This window comes from Tistrella mobilis, from assembly GCF_039634785.1.
Taxonomy (GTDB): Bacteria; Pseudomonadota; Alphaproteobacteria; order Tistrellales; family Tistrellaceae; genus Tistrella; species Tistrella mobilis.
Window position 1 is genome coordinate 81,378 of the sequence record NZ_JBBIAB010000012.1, and the last position, 18,711, is coordinate 100,088.

General features: G+C 69.2%; 17 protein-coding genes, 1 pseudogene and 1 riboswitch. Of the genes and pseudogenes, 10 read left to right on the forward strand and 8 right to left on the reverse strand.

The window, feature by feature from the left end:
• The first annotated feature begins 111 nt into the window (after positions 1 to 111).
• The 9 genes and pseudogenes from cimA to rpsD all read left to right on the forward strand — a co-directional run bounded on the left by cimA (position 112) and on the right by rpsD (position 10,213).
• A complete protein-coding gene (gene cimA, locus WI697_RS17615; RefSeq protein ID WP_062769804.1) occupies positions 112 to 1,749 on the forward strand; it encodes a citramalate synthase in 1,638 nt (545 codons plus the stop codon).
• A 62-nt stretch (positions 1,750 to 1,811) separates the two neighbouring features.
• Positions 1,812 to 2,567: pseudogene (locus WI697_RS17620) on the forward strand (RNA methyltransferase); the annotation flags it as partial.
• 189 nt (positions 2,568 to 2,756) lie between these two features.
• Positions 2,757 to 3,386, forward strand: coding sequence for a bifunctional nicotinamidase/pyrazinamidase (pncA, locus tag WI697_RS17625; protein ID WP_345959412.1), 630 nt, complete (start codon positions 2,757 to 2,759; stop codon positions 3,384 to 3,386).
• A gap of 111 nt (positions 3,387 to 3,497) precedes the next feature.
• A riboswitch (cobalamin riboswitch) is annotated at positions 3,498 to 3,709 on the forward strand.
• A gap of 96 nt (positions 3,710 to 3,805) precedes the next feature.
• Complete coding sequence (locus tag WI697_RS17630) at positions 3,806 to 4,627, forward strand: methyltransferase domain-containing protein (protein ID WP_345959357.1); 822 nt, start codon at positions 3,806 to 3,808, stop codon at positions 4,625 to 4,627.
• Positions 4,628 to 4,656: 29 nt separating this feature from the next.
• Complete coding sequence (locus tag WI697_RS17635; RefSeq protein ID WP_345959358.1) at positions 4,657 to 6,801, forward strand: TonB-dependent receptor; 2,145 nt, start codon at positions 4,657 to 4,659, stop codon at positions 6,799 to 6,801.
• A gap of 2 nt (positions 6,802 to 6,803) precedes the next feature.
• Complete coding sequence (locus tag WI697_RS17640) at positions 6,804 to 7,742, forward strand: ABC transporter substrate-binding protein (RefSeq protein WP_345959359.1); 939 nt, start codon at positions 6,804 to 6,806, stop codon at positions 7,740 to 7,742.
• Positions 7,739 to 8,734: a FecCD family ABC transporter permease gene (locus WI697_RS17645; protein WP_345959360.1), complete on the forward strand. Its 996-nt coding sequence runs from the start codon at positions 7,739 to 7,741 to the stop codon at positions 8,732 to 8,734. The genes WI697_RS17640 and WI697_RS17645 overlap by 4 nt, the downstream gene beginning before the upstream one ends.
• Positions 8,731 to 9,522 carry an ABC transporter ATP-binding protein gene (locus WI697_RS17650; RefSeq protein WP_345959361.1) on the forward strand — a complete coding sequence of 264 codons (792 nt, stop codon included), beginning with the start codon at positions 8,731 to 8,733 and terminating at the stop codon, positions 9,520 to 9,522. The genes WI697_RS17645 and WI697_RS17650 overlap by 4 nt, the downstream gene beginning before the upstream one ends.
• Before the next feature lie 76 nt (positions 9,523 to 9,598).
• A complete protein-coding gene (rpsD, locus tag WI697_RS17655; protein ID WP_062769792.1) occupies positions 9,599 to 10,213 on the forward strand; it encodes a 30S ribosomal protein S4 in 615 nt (204 codons plus the stop codon).
• 107 nt (positions 10,214 to 10,320) lie between these two features.
• On the opposite strand, the gene WI697_RS17660 is transcribed toward rpsD, so the two are convergent.
• From WI697_RS17660 to ccoN, 8 genes are all read right to left on the reverse strand, one after another.
• Positions 10,321 to 11,037, reverse strand: a complete 717-nt coding sequence (locus WI697_RS17660; protein WP_345959362.1) for a sulfite exporter TauE/SafE family protein — start codon at positions 11,035 to 11,037, stop codon at positions 10,321 to 10,323.
• Positions 11,038 to 11,066: 29 nt separating this feature from the next.
• Positions 11,067 to 11,723 carry a hypothetical protein gene (locus tag WI697_RS17665; protein WP_345959363.1) on the reverse strand — a complete coding sequence of 219 codons (657 nt, stop codon included), beginning with the start codon at positions 11,721 to 11,723 and terminating at the stop codon, positions 11,067 to 11,069.
• Positions 11,724 to 11,829: 106 nt separating this feature from the next.
• Positions 11,830 to 12,363 carry a FixH family protein gene (locus tag WI697_RS17670; RefSeq protein ID WP_345959364.1) on the reverse strand — a complete coding sequence of 178 codons (534 nt, stop codon included), beginning with the start codon at positions 12,361 to 12,363 and terminating at the stop codon, positions 11,830 to 11,832.
• Positions 12,360 to 13,952, reverse strand: coding sequence for a 4Fe-4S dicluster domain-containing protein (locus tag WI697_RS17675; RefSeq protein WP_345959365.1), 1,593 nt, complete (start codon positions 13,950 to 13,952; stop codon positions 12,360 to 12,362). Before WI697_RS17675 ends, WI697_RS17670 begins: the two co-directional genes overlap by 4 nt.
• Positions 13,949 to 14,818, reverse strand: coding sequence for a cytochrome-c oxidase, cbb3-type subunit III (ccoP, locus tag WI697_RS17680; RefSeq protein WP_345959366.1), 870 nt, complete (start codon positions 14,816 to 14,818; stop codon positions 13,949 to 13,951). The genes WI697_RS17675 and ccoP overlap by 4 nt, the downstream gene beginning before the upstream one ends.
• A complete protein-coding gene (locus WI697_RS17685; RefSeq protein WP_296717434.1) occupies positions 14,805 to 14,972 on the reverse strand; it encodes a cbb3-type cytochrome c oxidase subunit 3 in 168 nt (55 codons plus the stop codon). The genes ccoP and WI697_RS17685 overlap by 14 nt, the downstream gene beginning before the upstream one ends.
• The gene (ccoO, locus tag WI697_RS17690) at positions 14,969 to 15,739 is read right to left on the reverse strand and encodes a cytochrome-c oxidase, cbb3-type subunit II (RefSeq protein ID WP_322111405.1); all 771 of its coding nucleotides are present in this window, start codon (positions 15,737 to 15,739) and stop codon (positions 14,969 to 14,971) included. The genes WI697_RS17685 and ccoO overlap by 4 nt, the downstream gene beginning before the upstream one ends.
• 8 nt (positions 15,740 to 15,747) lie before the next feature.
• Positions 15,748 to 17,259 carry a cytochrome-c oxidase, cbb3-type subunit I gene (ccoN, locus tag WI697_RS17695; RefSeq protein ID WP_345959367.1) on the reverse strand — a complete coding sequence of 504 codons (1,512 nt, stop codon included), beginning with the start codon at positions 17,257 to 17,259 and terminating at the stop codon, positions 15,748 to 15,750.
• 563 nt (positions 17,260 to 17,822) lie between these two features.
• On the opposite strand from ccoN, the gene WI697_RS17700 reads away from it, so the two are divergent.
• Positions 17,823 to 18,353, forward strand: coding sequence for a PaaI family thioesterase (locus tag WI697_RS17700; protein ID WP_345959368.1), 531 nt, complete (start codon positions 17,823 to 17,825; stop codon positions 18,351 to 18,353).
• Positions 18,354 to 18,711: the final 358 nt, after the last annotated feature.

An 18,711-nucleotide genomic window follows, 5' to 3' on the forward strand; every position in this document is an offset into this window, starting at 1 on the left:
CGGCACAATTGATGTGCCGCAGGTGTGACTTGCGTATTTCCGTTTCGCATCGGCTGGTTCCGGGTGCTAAACATGTCCCGGAACAGCCGATCGACGGAGAATACGACCCCCATGTCCGGTGAGCGCATCTATCTCTACGACAGCACGCTGCGCGATGGCGCGCAGACCCGTGGCGTTGATTTCACGGCGGCCGACAAGGCCGCGATTGCGCGTGAACTGGACCGGCTGGGCATTGACTATATTGAAGGCGGCTGGCCGGGCGCCAACCAGACCGACGACGCCTTCTTCGGCGATCTGCCGCGGATGCAGCGGGCGCGGATCTCGGCCTTCGGCATGACCCGGCGGTCGGGGCGCTCGGCCGAGAACGATCCCGGATTGTCCGCGGTGCTGAACGCGCCGGTCCAGGCGGTGTGTCTGGTGGGCAAGAGCTGGGATTTCCAGGCGACCGTGGCGCTGGGTGTCGATCTGGACGAGAACCTGCGCATGGTGTCGGACAGCATCGGCCATGCCGCGCGGGTCAAGGCCGAGGCGATGTTCGATGCCGAACATTTCTTCGACGGCTACAAGGCCAATCCCGACTATGCGCTGGCCTGCGTCAGGGCGGCATATCAGGCCGGCGCCCGCTGGGTGGTGCTCTGCGACACCAATGGCGGCACGCTGCCGCATGAGATCGAGGACATCGTCTCCCATGTGGCGACGATCGTTCCCGGCGAGCGGCTGGGCATCCACTGCCATGACGATACCGGCAATGCCGTCGCCAACAGCCTGGCGGCGGTCCGTGCCGGGGTGCGCCAGATCCAGGGCACGCTGAACGGCCTGGGGGAGCGCTGCGGTAATGCCAATCTGGTGACCCTGCTGCCGACCCTGATGCTGAAGATGGGCTATACGACCGGGGTCGACGAGGCCGGGCTCGCCCATCTGACCAGCGTCAGCCGCGCCTTCGACGAGCGGATGAACCGGGCGCCGAACATTCATGCGCCCTATGTCGGCGCCGCCGCCTTCGCCCATAAGGGCGGGCTGCATGCGAGCGCGGTGCTCAAGGATCCGCGCGCCTATGAGCATATCCGCCCGGAACAGGTCGGCAATCAGCGCCATGTCCTGGTCTCGGACCAGGCCGGCCGGGCCAATCTTCTGGCGCGGCTCGCCGAGATCGGCATCGAGGTCGACCCGTCGGATCCGCGCCTGCCGACCCTGCTGGAGCAGGTGAAGGCCAACGAGCATATGGGCTATGCCTATGACGGCGCCGAGGCCAGCCTGGAGCTGCTCGCCCGTCGCGCGCTGGGCGAGGTGCCGGAATATTTCCGCCTGCTGTCCTTCCGGGTGATCGACGAGCGCCGCTACAATGCCCGCGGCGAGCTGGTGACCCTGTCGGAAGCGACGATCAAGATCTCGGTCGGCGGGGTGCCGGTGATGGCGGTGGCAGAGGGCAACGGCCCGGTCAACGCGCTCGACACCGCCCTGCGACGGGCGATCGCCCAGACCTATCAGCCGGTGCGCGACATGCGGCTGGTCGATTACAAGGTCCGGATCATGTCGGCCCCGGACGGCACCGGCACCGATGCGGTGACCCGGGTGGTGATCGAAAGTGCCGATACCGCCGGCGACCACTGGTCGACGGTCGGCGTCTCGGCTAACGTCGTCAATGCCTCTTACGAGGCGCTGGCCGACGGCATCACCTGGCGGCTCTATCGCGCCGGGGTATCGGTGCAGGCGGCGGCAGAGGTTGCGGCGGCCAATAGCGTCGCCTGAGGACCCGATAGCGTCTTTGTCCGGCGGCCGGCTCCCTTCGCAGCAACAAGATATATGAGCGCATGACCGATCAGTCCGAGCAGCGGCCGCCCAAGGCGGCCGCCACCCGTGGCATTGAAGGTGCCGTCGGCAACCAGGCCGCCATCATACTGGTGAACACCCAGATCGCCGACAATATCGGCTCGGCCGCACGGTCGATGCTGAATTTCGGCCTGACCGACATGCGCCTGGTGGCACCGCGCTGCGAATGGCCGAGCGAGCGGGCGCGGGTTCTGGCCTCGGGCGCCGATGCGGTGCTCGACAACGCCCGGATCTATGCGACGGTGGCGGATGCGGTCGGCGATCTGGATTTCGTGGTCGCCTCCACCGCGCGGCCGCGCGACATGGTGAAGCCGGTGGCGACACCCGCCGCGGCGGCGGCGCGCATGCGCGGCCATGTCGAGGCCGGCGGCCGGGTCGGCATTCTGTTCGGCCCCGAGCGCACCGGGCTTGAGAATGACGATGTGGCTCTGGCCGATCTGATCCTGACCGTGCCGCTCAACCCCGCTTTCGCCTCGCTGAACCTTGCCCAGGCGGTGGCGCTGGTCTCGTATGAATGGTTCACCGCACGCGACGAGACCGTGCCGGTGCAGCTCGATTTCGGCCGCTATGGCCGGGCGAGCAAGCAGGAGATCGATGCCTTCCTGGAGCATCTGGGCCAGGCGCTCGACTGGTCGGGGGTGGTGCGCAACCGGCAGATGCGGCCGACGATGCTGCGCAATCTGCAGGCCATGTTCCTGCGCGCCGATCTGACCGGGCAGGAGGTCCGCTCGCTGCGTGGCTTCCTGCACGGGCTGATGATCCGGGGCGCGCGCGACGAGGAACTGGCGGCCTTTCCGTCCTATCGCCGCCGCCGCGAGGCGCTGGATCAGGCCGAGACCGGCGGCGCCCCGGCCGAGACCGGCGGTCGCCGGTCGTCCCGTCGCCGCCGCCATGCCGAAGCCGAGGCGCGCGCCGAGGCCCTGCGTCTGCGCCCGGGCGCCGGCGATGCGCTGATCGTGACCGATCCGCAATATGATTTCATGCCCGGCGGCGCGCTGGCGGTCGCCGGCGGCGACCAGATCGTGCCGGTGGTCAACCGGATCGGACGGCTGTTCACCGAGGTGGTGCTGACCCAGGACTGGCACCCGGCCGGCCATGCCTCTTTCGCTTCCAGCCATGCCGGCAAGGCGCCGTTCCAGACCGCGGAGCTTGCCTATGGCACCCAGGTGCTCTGGCCCGACCATTGCGTGCAGGGCAGCCATGGCGCCAGGCTGCATGACGATCTGGATCTGCCCCATGCCCGGCTGATCATCCGCAAGGGCGACGACGCCACGGTCGACAGCTATTCGGCCTTCCTCGCCGCCGACCGGCGCAGCGCCACCGGGCTCGACGGCTATCTGCGCTCGCGCAGCGTCAAGCGGGTTTTCGTCTGCGGGCTCGCCACCGATTTCTGTGTCGCCTGGACGGCGCTCGACGCCCGGGCCGCCGGTTTCGAGGTGGTTCTGGTGGAAGATGCCTGCCGGGCCATCGATACCGACGGCTCGCTGGACCGCGCACGCGCCGAGATGACGGCGGCCGGTGTGCGCTTCGTATCCGCCGGTGATCTGTTCATCTGACCGAGGCCCCCGCAGCATGTCTGTCGGGGGCGTTGCATCATCTGAAAATGTTATGTTATATCGTATCAATAACCAGGAGGGCGGGATGCTTGACCAGTCATGGGCGGCTCCACTATCGTCATCCGCGACGGTTCCCCTCGGGGATCAAAAGGGAACGGGGTGCAGGCGGTGATCCGCGTCAGGCCCCGGCTGCCCCCGCAACTGTAGACGGCGAGCTGGCCGTCAGCGATGCCACTGGTTGCCCGGCATATCGGGGCGCCGGGAAGGCGACGGACCGGCGATGACTCGTGAGCCAGGAGACCTGCCGTCATTCGTGGTCACGCGCGTGCCCATCGGTCGGGGTGTATCGATGGCGATCCGGGGGGAATGCTCCACCCGGATCCGGCCTGCGGTGACGTGCCACGCAGGTGAGGCCCAAGATGTCCGCCACGCCCCGGGCTGCCGTGCCATCGGCCGCGGCCAGCTCTCCATTTGCCAGCCCACCATCCGCCCTCTGGGCGGATGCCGATGCCGCCTTCTTCGCCGAACAACTCGCGCGGTCGGACTATGCCCGCAATCTGGGCGATACGCTTCGTGCGCTTTACGGCGGCCGGCCGCGCAGCCTGATCGATATCGGCGCCGGATCGGGCCTGCTCGGCCAGGCCGTGATCGCCCGCGGCGGGCGCTGGTGCGCCATCGAACCCAATGCCCATATGCGCGGCCGGCTGGCCGGGCTTGCCGAGGCGCGGCCCGACCTGTCGATCGAGATCCGCGACGCCGTCTGGCAGGAGCTTGCGCCCGCCGATCCGGCGGCGCCGGCCGATCTGGTGCTCTGCGCCAATATTCCGGGGCCGATCGGACAGGCCCGGGCGCTGCATGCCCGCACCCGGCCGCTCGGCCGGATGCTCGCCTGGATCGTGCCGGCCCAGGCGGGACCGCGCAGCTGGTGTCTGGCGGGTTTTCTGCCATCCCATCTTCATGGTGAAGACATCACCCCCGGCGACCGGCTGGCGCTCGACGAGCTGGGGGGCGACCTTGCCCCCGATACGGTCCATCTGGTGCCCTGGACCTTCCGGGCGCTGTTTCCCGACCGTGCCGCCGCACGCGCGCATATGCTCGACCATCTGGGCCGCCGCGGTCATGCGGTGGACGATCTGGAGGCGCGGCTCGATCATCATCTCGATCTGGCGCTGGTCGAAGCCGATGGCGGGGTGATCGCCGAGGCGCCCAAGCTCTCCGCCGTCTTCCTCTGGCACGCCTGACACCATAAGAAAAACCGGATCATCAGCCCATGCGCATCCCCTCGCTGCGCCGGCCCGCCCTTGGCGTGCTGGCCCTGTCCTGCTCCGTCGCCTGTCTTCCCGATGCGGCGGAGGCCGACGTCGCCACCGAACTCGACCGCATGCTGATCACCGCCCAGGGCCGCGACGAACCCCGCGCCCGGGCCGCCGGCACCGTGCAGGTGATCGACACCGCCACCATCCGCCGGTCGTCCGCCCGGTCGGTGACCGATCTGCTGGCGGAAAACGCCGTCGGCTTCTTCAGCGACTGGAGCCCGGGCCAGACCTCGTTCAACATCCGCGGCGGCGCGACCGACGGCCAGGGCCGCGACTGGCGCAGCCAGGTGACGGTGCTGATGAACGGCCGCCGTGCCGGCACCGCCAATCTCTCCAAGCTCTCGCCCGATGATCTGGACCGGATCGAGATCATCCGCGGCCCGGCCTCGGTGATCTATGGCGCCCAGGCGATCGGCGGCGTGGTCAACCTGGTTACCCGCAGCGGCGCCACCGAGGATCCGGGCAGCGAGATCACCGCCCGGGTCGGTTCCTTCGGCCTGGTCCGCGGCCATGCCGCCAATGCCGGCAGCACGGCCGGCTTCGACCATTATGTCGGCATCGGCGGTGGTCTCTCCGACGACTACCACACCCCCGAGGGGCAGCTTGCCAACACCGCCTGGAAACGCGGCGGCGGTCTGGCAGCGCTTGGTTTCGAGAGTGAGGATGTCGGGCGCATCGACCTGACGCTCCGCACCGACGGTGTCTATGATGCCGGCTTCCGCGGCTCGCAATGGGATCTGGACAACACCGACGACCGGCGCAACGCCTCGCTCGATCTTGCCTGGGACACCGAATTCGGCGGCGGGCTGGGGCTTTCGGCCCAGGCCTATGCGGTGCGTGATGTCGACAGCTTTCACTGGGGGTCGGAGCGTCAGCGCAGTGGTGCGCCGGGCTTTTCGGTCGACGACAACCGCCGCCAGCTCGACGTGCTGGGGCTGAAGCTGGCGCCGCGGCTGGCGGTGGGGGACGATACCGACCTTCTGTTCGGCATCGATGCTGAAACCGCGAAACTGCGCAGCGACCGCTTCCGCCAGTCGGTCTCGGGCGGGGCCACCTCTCAGGTGCCGCCCTATGACATCAACCAGGATACCGAGGATTTCGGCGTGTATGGCGAGGGCGTGCATCGGGCCTTCGACGACGCGCTGACCCTGCGGGCCGGCGCCCGCTGGACCTATGGCCGGGTTTCGACCAGGGCCACCCCCAACCAGCCGCTGCTGGTGGAGCGCACCGAAAGCTGGGACGATGTCACCTGGAGTGTCGGCGCCGCCTGGGCGGCCTGGCCGACGGTGACCCTCAGGGCCGGCGTCGCCACCGGCTTCCGCGCGCCGACCGGCACCGAGCTTGGGGCGGACTTCACCGCCGTCGGCGGCGGCCGCACCTTCGGCAATCCGAACCTCGATCCCGAACGCAGCCTGCAATACGAAATCGGCGCCGCCCATGCCGATGGGCCGCTGTTCCTGGATCTGGCGCTGTTCCAGAACACCATCACCGACCGGATCACCACCGTCACCACCGGGCCGGATGAGCGGACCTATGCCAATTCCGCGGGCGATGCGGTGATCCGCGGCCTGGAGCTGCAGGCGGCCTATGACATCGCCCGGCGCCTGGGCTGGGACGGCTGGACCCTGATCGCGCGCGGCTCCGGCGTGTGGAATTTCGAGATGCGCGACAAGGGTGCCGATGCGGCCCTGACCGGGCCCTATACCGACAAGCTGCAGCGCATGCATGAAACCCAGGCGGCGCTCGGCATCACCACCGGCCAGCCCGGGGTGTGGAGCCTGACCACCACGGCTGTGTTCCGCGGCCCGCTCTATTACGATACCGAAGAAAGTCTGGTGGCGGGGGCCGAGCCCGACAGCCGCTATGTCCATCGCAAGGGATCGAGCTGGCTGATGAACCTGCGCGGCGACTGGTTCGTGACCGAGACGCTGACGCTGTTCGCCGGCGTCGACAACCTGTTCGATGTGAACGACCACCCGCTGTTCATCGCCACCGACACCGTGCCCTCGCTCGGCGATCCGGTGTCGTCGAATGGCGGCGGCACCGGCAACAGCCAGGCGGGGCGGGCGGCCTATGTCGGCCTGACCTATCGCTTCTGACGATGCGGGCCATCGGTCTTCTGCTGATCCTGTTCACCTGCATCGCCACCGGCCCCGTCGCGGCGGCGGAAGGCTGGCCGCGGCAGGTGACCGATGCGCTGGGGCGCAGGGTGACGATCCCGGCGCCGCCGCGCCGGATCGTCGCGATCTTTTCCAGCAATGTCGAAATGCTGGCCGCGATCGGCGCCGGGCCCGACATCGTGGCGATCGAGGCCTGGACGCGCTGGCCGCCGGATCTGGTCGCCCGCACCGCCCGGGTCGGCGGCCGGCTGGGCTTTTCGGTAGAGGCGATCGCGCGGCTCGATGCCGATCTGGTGGTGATGACCCCGGCGCGCCAGGCGGCGGCGGGGCTGGTCGATCCGCTGGGCCGGATCGGCATCCCGGCCCTGGTGCTGACCCATGACCGGCTGGCGGATATTCAGGCCAATATCCGCCGCCTGGGGCGCGCCACCGGGCGCGAGGCGGCCGCGGATGCGGTCGCCGAACGCATGGGCGCCCGGATCGCGCATCTCGGCGCCTGCCTGGAGGGGCGGCCGCCCGTGCCGGTCTATCTGGAAACCGGCAGTGACGAGCGCGGCGCCGCCTTCACCATCCGCGATGCCACCTATACCGGCGACATCCTGCGCGCGGCGGGTGGTGTCAGCGTCTTCGCCGGCCGCGACCGGCTGGGGCGGGTGTCGGGAGAGGCGGTCTGGCGGGCCGATCCCGACCGGATCCTGATCGCCGGCCCACCGGCGCGGGTGCCCGCCCTGATGCAGCGCCCGGGCTGGGAGGGGATCCGTGCGGTCCGCGCCGGCCGGGTCGATGCGGTCAACCGCGCGCTGCTGCTGATCCCGGGGCCGCGGGTGGTGGAGGGGGCGGAAATGCTGGCCCGGCTGCTCCATCCCGAGGCCTTCACCGCCGGCGGCAGCTGCATCATGGCGGCGGAGGGCGATCGATGACGACGCAGAGGGCCTTCGGTGCCCTGATCGCCCTGCTGCTGGCCGCGATCCTGGCGGGGCTCTGGCTGGGGACCGAGCCGGCGCGGATCGCCGATCTGGCGGCGCTGCTGCGTGGCGAGGACAGCCCCTTCACCCGGCTGCTGCTGGCCTGGCGGCTACCGCGGGTGCTGGCGGCGGTGGCGGTCGGCGCCTGTCTGGGGCTGGCGGGGGCGATCTTCCAGGGCGTGTTCCGCAATCCGCTGGCGGAGCCCTGGCTGCTGGGCACCGCCCCCGGGGCGGCCGTCGGTGCCGCGATCGCGCTGCTGGTGCCGCTGCCGGTGGCGCCGGGTCTGGCGCTGCCGGTGCTGGCCATCGCCGGTGCCTGGGGCGCCACCTGGGTGGTGATCGCCGCCGCGCGCGCCGCCGGCATCGCCGACGTCACCGGCGTGCTGCTGGCCGGGGTGGCGGTGGCGGCCGCACTCGGCGCCCTGCGCGGGCTGATGCTGCTGGCGCTTTCCGACGACACGGTCAATCTGCAGGTGGTGATGAGCTGGACCATGGGCGGCATCCACACGCCCGACATGGCCGGGCTCGGCCTGCTCTGGCTGGCGACGCTTGCGGCACTCGCACTCGCGCTCGTGCTCGCCCCCGGTCTCGACCGGCTGGGGCTGGGCGACGAGGCGGCCGGCGCCATGGGGCTGAATGTCCGCCGCTTCACCGAACTCGCCGTGCTCGCCGGGGCCGCGATCACCGCGATCGCGGTCGGCTGGGGCGGCCTCGTCGGCTTTGTCGGGCTGATGGTGCCGCATCTGGCCCGGCGCCTGGTCGGCCCGGCACATCATCTGCTGCTGCCGGCCTCCGCCCTCGCCGGGGGCGCGCTGGTTGCAATCTTCGACGGCCTCGCCCGATCCCTGTTGCCGCCGGCCGATCTGCCGCTCGGCCTGCTGACGGCGCTGGCCGGCGCGCCGGTCTTCCTGCTGCTGCTCGGCCGGGCGCGGGGAGGGGTGCGATGAGCGCGGCGGCCCTTGCCCTGGACCATGTCACCCTCAGCCTGGGCGGGCGGGTGGTGCTGGATGATCTCTCGCTCGATGTCCGGCCAGGGGAATTGCTGGCCCTGATCGGCCCGAACGGATCGGGCAAGACCACGGCGCTGCGCATGCTGACCGGCACGCTCCGCCCCCAGATCGGCCGGGCGCTGATCGACGGCCGGCCGGTGGCGGGGCTCGGCCGGCGGGCGGTGGCGACCCGGATCGCCCATCTGCCCCAGGGGTTTCGCAGCCACTGGAACCTGACGGTGCGCGATCTGGTCCGGCTGGGTGCGGCCCGCGGGGCAGGGTCGTGGCAGGCGGGCCGGCCGGCGGCACCCGATCCCGCCCTGGATCTGGGGGCGTTGCTGGACCGGCGGCTGGAAGATCTGTCGGGCGGCGAACGGGCACGGGCGGCGGTCGCCTGGGCGCTGGCCGCGCCGGCCGGTGCCCTGCTTGCGGATGAGCCGGCGGCGGCGCTCGATATCGGTCATGCTCTGTCGCTGATGCGGCTGTTCGAAGGGCTGCGCGGCGCCGTGACCGTGGTCGTGGTGCTGCATGATCTGGGGCTGGCGCTTGCCCATGCCGACCGGGTAGCGGTGCTGGCGAAGGGCCGGCTGCTGGCGCTGGACACGCCCGATGTCGTGCTGCAGAACGGGGCGATCGAGGCCGCCTTCGGCATCCGGCCGGTGCCGGCGCCGGTCGGCCCCGGGGCCTGGCCGGTGGCGGTGCGTGCGGGGGCCGAACCCCGCGGAAATCCGGGTGATTCCCTTTGACAACCGCGGGAAGCGCCTGTATTCAGTCCCGATCCTCTACTGCGGTCTACCCCGTTACCGAACGGTTCGCTCTCAAATGACCAAGCGTATCCAGGCCAAGCACAAGATCAGCCGGCGGCTCGGCGTGAATCTCTGGGGCACGGCCAAGAGCCCGGTGAATGCACGCTCGTATGGCCCCGGCCAGCACGGCCAGCGTCGCCGCAAGCCTTCCGACTACGGTCTGCAGCTCGCTGCCAAGCAGCAGCTGAAGGGTTACTACGGCAACCTGACCGAGAAGCAGTTCCGTCGCGTCGTCGAAGAGGCCACCCGTCGTAAGGGTGAGTCGACCGAGAACCTGATCGGTCTGCTCGAAAGCCGTCTCGACGCCGTCGTCTATCGTTCGAACTTCGTTGCGACGGTCTTCGCCGCGCGTCAGTTCATCAATCATGGCCATGTCGCGGTCAACGGCCGTCGCGTGACCATCCCCTCTTACCGCCTGAAGCCGGGTGACGTCGTGAGCGTCCGCGAGAAGTCGCGTCAGCTCACCTTCGTGCTCGAGGCCACCCAGCGCCGCGAGCGCGAAGTGCCGGAGTACATCGACGTCGACTTCGACAAGCTGACCGCGACCTATAATCGCATGCCGCAGCTGGCCGAAGTTCCCTATCCGGTCCAGATGGATCCGAAGCAGATCATCGAGTACTACTCGCGCTGATCCTGCCGGGTCCGGAGAGCTTTCGGGTTCTCAGGCACCAGATACAAAACACCCCGCCGGGCGACCGGCGGGGTGTTTTGCTTTGCGGGTGACGGAGCTGGCGGCGGCTACGGCAGGCAGAGCACCGCGGCGCCGACCGAGGGGATGACGGCCGAGAGCAGGCCCAGCGCGGCGATGGCGAGGCCCGCGGCCTTGCGCAGGCCGGGCAGGGCGGCGGAGCGGCGCAGCCCGGCAAAACCAAGGGCGGTGGCGGCGACGGCCGGCACGGTGCCGAGGCCGAACCCCGCCATCACCGAAAGTCCGCCTTCGGGGCTGCCGGTCATCATGGCGTAGAACAGCGCACCATAGACCATGCCGCAGGGCACGCAGCCCCAGGCGACGCCTGAGACGAAGGCCCCGCCGGGGCCGGCCGCGATGCCGCCGCCGATGCCGGCCGGGCGCAGCACCCGGGCGATGCCGGCGGTGAGCGGCATGGCCAGGCGATCGAGCCGGGCGAGGGAGGGTACCAGCCCGGCCACCGACAGCCCGACCCAGACCAGGGTGGCGGCGCCGATCAGCCGGGCGATTTCATAGCCGCCGGCACGGTCGAGCCCGGCATAGACCGAGGTGCCGATCGCCCCCACCACCAGGCCGGCGGTGGCATAGGCCAGCACCCGACCGGCATGGGCGGCGGCCAGCGCCTTGATCCGGCCATGTGTGCCGCCCTCACCATCGAAGGAGAACATCAGCCCGGCCGCGATGCTGCCGCACATGCCGGCACAATGCAGACTGCCGGCGAAGCCCATCAGGGCCCCGCCGGCAAAGGTTAGTTCGGATACCGCCATGGCCCGGTTCTCCGCGTGGGCAGCCGGGATCAGTGCGGGGTGTTGCCGGCCGAGGGCACCTCGGGCTCGTCGCTGCCGTCGACCGCGACCAGCATCATGGTGGCGATCATCACCGGCACCGCGATCAGGGCGGCGTAGAGCGCCACACCCATGCCCAGCAGCACGCAGCCGATCACCAGCGCCAGCAGAAGATTGGCGAGCAGCAGCGGCAGGCCGCGCTCGGACACCATGCCCTTCAGGAAGCTGATCCCGCGGCTTTTCGCACGCTGGCCCAGCCGGCCCGCGGCGGCCAGATCGGGCAGGGTCGGCAGGGGGGCGGGCTGGATGCCGGTGCTGGCGGCCCGGGCATGGGCCGTGCGGGCGAGCGCCGCCGGCAGGCCGATGATCAGCCAGACCAGGCTGGTGACGAACAGGCCGGGCAGGGCGATGGCGATGCCGCCGATCCGGCCGGCGGTATACATGGCCCGGCCGGCAATCGCGAAGGCGCCGACGCCGCCACGGCCGGCGATCATGATGATCCGCGGCAGCAGCGACACGATCAGCGCGCCCAGCCCGGCAACGACGGCCACTTCGGCCCCGGCGACCATGCCGCCGATCGCCGCGGCGGCGATGATGGCGACGATCAGGGGCCACACGGCCGGCCGGCCACCCGAGATGCCGCCGGCAGGAGAGGTCGTCATGGACATGGCAGAAACTCCGGAAGATGTCGGACGTCGATCGGTTCGACGATCAAGGGGAGAGAGCAGACGCGGGCAAGGGGAGAGCAGACGCGGGCAGGGGAGAGATAGCCGGTCAGCGGATCACCGGCAATTCGACGAGACGTCGCACCCCCTCATCCCCCTGCGTGACCTTCAGGCGGATGAACCAGTTGCCGCCATTGGGGAAGTCGAGCGTGCCGACCAGCCGGCCGGGGCCTGCGGCGGTGAAGCTGACGGGCAGGAGCTGCGGGATCCGGCCGGTATGCTCGGCCTCGCCCTGGACCACCACAGCATCGAGCGGCTGCCCGCCGGCATCGGTCACCCGCACCACCAGCCGGCCGGTGCGGGGGGCATCGCCCGGCTCGAAGACGGCGTCCACCTGCCAGCCAAGGGCCGCTTCGCTCTCGCGCTCTTTCAGCACCCGGTCGTATTCGATGCCGGTGGCATAGGGATCCTCGGTGACCAGGCCGGTGAAGCTGTCATAGGCCAGCGTCACGAAACCGGCCTGGACCGAGCCCAGCACCAGGAAGAAGCCCACGATCGCCCGCGGGATCCAGCGATCCGACGGCCGGGGCGGCGGGTCCGAGGGGACGGTGTACTGTCGTGAACCGTGCCGGGGGGATGTCATCTCTCCGGCTCCCAGAAGCGGGTATCGACCCGGGCGAGTTCTGCGCCGGTCGACGTGTCGTGGAAGACCAGCACGATCGGGTGCGGCCCGGCCGGGGGCAGGGCCTCGCCACGCAGCGGCGGCTGGATCACCAGCAGCCGGTTCGCGGCGCTGCGCTGGCCACCCACCGCCATCTCGGCCGCATCGCCACCGTCGCCGCTGGTGAAGCGGAGCGTCGCCTCGGGCATGCCCTCGACCGAGGCGGTCACCCCGTCCAGCCGGGGCAGGCGGTGCGACAGGCGGACGGTGTAGTCGTTACGCACGCTGCCATCCGACAGCAGCACATAGCGGGGGGTGTTCTGCGGCTCGACATCGACCTGGACGTCGGTGATGTTCGCCACGCCGAAGCTGACCGCCGCCAGCGCCACGATCATCGCGCTGCCGAAGATCATCGCCTTGGGCCGGAAGAAGCCGATGCGGGCCGGCGGGGCCATCGGTGCCGGGTCGGCCTCTTCGGCATCGAACCGGATCAGCCCGGTCGGCCGGTCGATCTTCGTCATCACCTCGTCGCAGGCATCGATGCACAGACCGCAGCCGATGCAGCCCATCTGCAAGCCGTCACGGATGTCGATGCCGGTGGGGCAGACCTGAACACAGCGGCCGCAATCGATGCAGTCGCCGCGGCCGGCCGGTGTCGCGGCCGAGGTCGCGCCCGGCGCCAGGCCGACCGATCCGTCGGCGGCAAAGGCGAAGGCCTGCGGCGTGTCGCTTGCAGTCGCGGGCGCGGGCGCGGCCACGGGCGTCGCCAGCAGCTCGGGACGCAGCGCCACCCGCTTGCGGGCGCGCGGCTCGCCGCGGGTCCGGCGATAGGTCACGACCAGGCTGTCGCGGTCGAGCAGGGCGGCCTGAAACCGCGGCCAGGGGCACATGTGCAGGCAGACCCGCTCTCGCGCATGGGCGCCCAGCACATAGGTGAACAGCGCGATCAGGAAGACCGCGCCATAGACGGCGCCGGGCAGGCCGCCCCCCAGGAAACGGCCGGCCAGGCCCGGGGCGTCGACGAACCACTGGGCGAAGCCCAGGCCGGTCAGGATGGCGACGGCGGCGCTCATGGCGCCGGTCAGCGGCCCGATCGCGGCCTCGTTGCCCTTCGCGATCCGGTGCGCCAGCCGGCGCACGCCGCCGAAGATGTCGGTCCAGACCGTCTGCGGACAGGAAAATCCGCACCAGACCCGGCCCGACAGGCTGGTGGCATAGAACAGGCCGAAGGCACCGGCCACCATCAGCCCCACCGCGATCGGCAGATCCTGCGGCCAGAGTTCCAGGCCGAAAGCGAACAGCCGCCGGCCGGGCAGGTCGAACAGCACCGCCTGATCGGGCAGGCCGGGCCCGCGATCCCAGCGGATCCACGGCACCAGGAACAGAATGCCGAGGAAGACCACGGTCAGCCGGGTCTTCAGCCGGCGGAAATGGCCGTGCACCGGCTGGGGCAGATGGGGTTTGCGCCGCGGCCGGCGGGCGGCCGGGGCTGCACGCCCCGGCCGGTCCGTTGCGGCAGCGGCGTCGGTGGCGGCCACCGAGGCGTGTGTGATGCCCGATCCGGCGGTCATTTCTCGCCACCCCCAAGCGTGTGGACATAGACCGCGATCATCCGCACGGTCGATTCGTCCAGCCGGTCGCCGAAGGCCGGCATCACGCCCATGCGCGGATTGGCGATCTGCCGCTCGATCGCCTCCTGGCTGCTGCCATAGAGCCAGATGGCGTCGTTCAGCCGCGGCGCACCGAAATCACGGCCGCCCTGACCCTCGGCCCCGTGGCACGAGGCGCAGTTGGCCGCGAACAGCGCCGCACCCGGCATGGTGCCGCGGCTGTCGGCGGCCGCGGGATCCGACAGGGCCTTCACATAGGCGGCCGTCTGGCTGATCTGCTCGGGCGTCAGGATCTGGCCGAAGACCGGCATCAGCGACTGCCGGGTATCGGGATGGGCCGACCGGATGCCGTAGAGGATGGTCTGGCGGATGTCGGCGATTTTGCCGCCCCAGATCCAGTCATCGTCCACCAGCGCCGGGAACTGGCCGATCTGGCCGCCGGCACCCACGCCATGGCAGGCGGCGCAATTCTCGTTGAACGCCGCCTGACCGCCGGTGGTGGCAAAGCGACGGAGCGCGTCGTCGGCCTCGATCTCCTCAAGCGGGGTCTCGATCAGGGCGTTGCGCATGGGGGCCTGGGCGGCACGGGCGGCCACCACCTCCTTGCGCAGCTCTTCGGCGCTGCTGTATTTCAGCGCGCCTTCGTAATACCGCTCGGTCGATGCGAAGGAGGGGTAGAGCACCATGTAGAGCAGGGCGACGGCGATCGAGATCAGGAAGACGCCGACCCACCAGCCGGGGATCGGGGTCGACAGCTCTTTGATGCCGTCCCATTCATGGCCGGTGGTGTAGCGGCCGGTCAGGTCATCACGTTCAGGCGCGGCCATCGTCTTCGTCCTTGATCAGGAAGGGGATGTTGGCATGCGCCTTCATCTGCTCGCGCGACGAAGGCCGGAAGGTGCGCAGCAGGATCAGCGCGAACAGCGCCACGGCGGCGACCAGCCAGTACTTGTAGACAAGGGCACTCAGCGCATCGATCACTGTCCGCCCTCCACCTTCGAGCCGGCGATGCCGGCACCGATGCCGCTTTCCAGCCGGACATCGGTGAAATCGACCATGGTGCCCAGCACCTGCAGATAGGCGACCAGCGCATCCATTTCGGTGATCCGGCCGGGCTGGCCGTCATAGTCGCCGACCTTCGCGCCCGGATAGCGGCGCTGCATCTCTTCCGGATCGGTGCCATTGGCCTGGGCGGTGAGATCGGCCTCGGCGCGGGCGATCATCTCCTGGCTGTAGGGGACACCCACAGCCCGCAGCGCACGCAGATGTTCCGAGACCTCCGAGACGTCCAGGTCGCGGTCCAGCAGGGCGGCGTAAGAGGGCATGATCGAGACCGGCACGACGCTGCGCGGATCGACCAGATGCGCCACCTGCCATTCATTGGAGTATTTGAGACCGACCCGGGCGAGATCGGGGCCGGTGCGCTTCGACCCCCAGAGGAAGGGATGGTCGTACATGCTCTCGGCCGCGATCGAATAATGGCCGTAGCGCTCCACCTCGTCGCGGAACGGCCGGATCATCTGGCTGTGGCAGGTGTAGCAGCCCTCGCGGGTGTAGATGTTGCGGCCCATCTGCTCCAGCGGCGTGTAGGGGCGCACCCCTTCGACCGGCTTCACCGTGCTTTCCACCTTGAACAGCGGCACGATTTCGACCAGGCCGCCGATCGAGATGACCATCAGCGTCAGGATGAACAGCAGCGAGGTGCTGCGTTCGATGCGGGCGTGATTGAAACGGGGCATGTGTCCGATCCTCCGCCTCAGGAACCCGCAGCCGGCGCGGCGCCACGCGCAGGCGCGGCATCGCTCGCGCCCGGCAGGATGGCCGGGGCGGGCTGGCGGATGGTCATGAAGATGTTGAAGGCGAACATCAGCCCGCCGGTCAGATAGAGCACCCCACCCAGCGCGCGGGTGACGTAATAGGGGTGCAGCATGGCGACGCTGTCGGCGAAGCTGTAACGCAGGAAGCCGAACTCGTCATAGGCGCGCCACATCAGGCCCTGGGCGATGCCCGAAACCCACATCGCGGTGATGTAGAGCACGATGGCGAGAGAGGCGATCCAGAAATGCCACTCCACCAGCCGCATCGACCAGAGCGGCCGGCGCCAGAGCCGCGGCACCAGATAGTAGAACGCGCCGAAGGTCATGAAGGCGACCCAGCCGAGGGCGCCCGAATGGACATGCCCGACCGTCCAGTCGGTATAATGGCTGAGCGCATTGACCGGCTTCAGCGCCATCAGCGGGCCTTCGAAGGTCGCCATGCCGTAGAAGGCCACGGCCACGACCAGGAAACGCATGATCGGATCGGTGCGCAGGCGGCCCCAGGCGCCCGACAGCGTCATGATGCCGTTGATCATGCCGCCCCAGGACGGCATCCACAGCATGATGGAGAAGGCGGCACCCAGCGTCTGCGCCCAGTCGGGCAGGGCGGTGTAGTGCAGGTGGTGCGGCCCGGCCCAGATATAGAGGAAGATCAGCGCCCAGAAATGGACGATCGACAGCCGGTAGGAATAGATCGGCCGCTCCGCCTGCTTGGGCACGAAATAGTACATCACGCCGATAAAGCCGGCGGTGAGCAGGAAGCCGACCATGTTATGGCCGTACCACCACTGGATCAGCGCATCCTGCACGCCCGAGAAGTTCGAATAGCTCTTGGCGCCGACGAAGGACACCGGCATCGCCAGGTTGTTCACCACATGCAGCACCGCGACGGTGATGATGTAGGCCAGGAAGAACCAGTTGGCGACGTAGATATGGGGTTCCTTCCGGCGCGCCAGCGTGCCGACGAAGATCGCCATATAGGCCAGCCAGACGATCGTCAGCCAGATGTCGGCATACCATTCCGGCTCGGCATATTCGCGGCTCTGGGTAACGCCCAGCACATAGCCCACGATGGCCATGACCAGGAATGCCTGGAAGCCCCAGAACACGAAATTCGCCAGCCGCGGGCCGCCCCAGAGGCCGGTCCGGCAGGTGCGCTGCACAACATAGAACGAGGTGGTGAACAGCGCATTGCCGGCAAAGGCGATCACGACCGCGGTGGTGTGCACCGGGCGCAGGCGGCCGAAGCTGCCCTCCAGCCCCATGTTCAGCTCGGGGAAGGCCAGCAGCAGGGCCACCCAGGTGCCGGCGGCAAAGCCGAAGACCGCCCAGAATACGGTGGCGATGGCGAAGCGGCGGACGATCGCTTCGTTATAGCCGGCGATGGTGTCGCTGCTCACCGGTGTGGATATGGCGGGGGCATGGCCCGCCACGGCTGTCGTCGCAGTCATTCCGAATGCCCCTGCATCGAGAGATGGCCGGTTTCTTCTGATGTCGACATCAGGATCTCTTGTGCCTGACGACATGGTGATGCTGTCGGGCGGCAATCGCCGACGCTGATGGAAGAAGCCATCTCATGACCTCACGGTATTTCTTGGATGCCGTCGTTCTGGTCATGCCCGACGACGGAGGTCGCGGCATGGCCGGCAGCTTGGGGATGTGGCAAGGCGGCAGGGCAGGTCCCCGATGGGGGGCTGATCCTGCCTGCGCATGCAGGTCCGTCATCGGTCCAGCACAAAGAGCCACCACGACCGCAGTCGTGATGGGGCTGGAACCGAACCGACGGTGCGCCCGTGATCGGGCTGTTTTGCTGCATCGCGCCATGGCGCGGACTATCGCGGATGCGTGACCGCGCATGCAATCGACAGACTGTCGCGGCGGCATTCTGTCGCACAGGAGCGCGCATGCCGCCGGACGGCGGATCCCGTTCGGGTTAATCTGGGGGCTGGAGTGATCGCCATATGCGGAAGCGGCCGGACGAAGCCGCCCCCCCGACCAAGGAGAGCTGCACCCGATGACCACCGATGGCTTCGACCCCTGGGCTGCCCTGCCAGACGCCCCCCTGCCCGAGATCCAGGAAAAGCGTGTCCGCGCCGGCGTGGCGGCACAGGGCTTTACCGCGCATCTGGGCGCGGAACTCACGGCCCTCGGCAGCGGCCGCTGCCGCATCGAGATCGCCGCACGGCCCGAGCTGATGCAGAACCACGGCGTGTTCCATGGCGGGGTGATCGGCTATCTGATCGACAATGCCTGTGCCTGTGCCGCCGCCACGCTGGTGCCCCTGGGCCATGGGGTAATGACGGCGGATTTCGGCGTCTCGCTGCTGGCCGCCGCGGCCGGCGGCCGGCTGGTGGCGGATGCCCGGGTGGTGAAACCGGGCCGTCGGCTGACCGCCGTGGAAGCGCGCGTTCATGTGCTGACGGACGGTGGCGCGCCCAGACTGGTGGCGACCGGCCGGGCCAGTATTGCCGTCATCGAGGGCCGCGAGAGCGCCGCGGCGGCGGCGACCCACAATGTGTCTCAGGAACGCCCTCAGGGCGGATGAGGGGTATCGGTGACGAAAAATGGCGGGCACCCGTCCGAGACGGGGCCCGCCCAAGTCAAGCCGGTTACCCAGTCGACGGACAAGGCGTGTCGTCATCCCTCCCTGCCGTCCCGACCGAGGATGCGGTTTCGGTACCGGAGCGTCAAGTAAGGGATTGGGGAAAAGCTTAGAAAATTTACTAATGGTTGTATGAAACGATTGTCTGACAGGGCATGTATGCTGTCGCTGCATATGAAAGTAGTACAACCTTATTGTATGGATTCTGCCCTCGGGCCGATGGATATTCGGCATGCGATTGCACGGTAAGGCACATCGTCGGGCGCGATACTGGCCGTATCCTCAGGGGAAACTTCTCCCG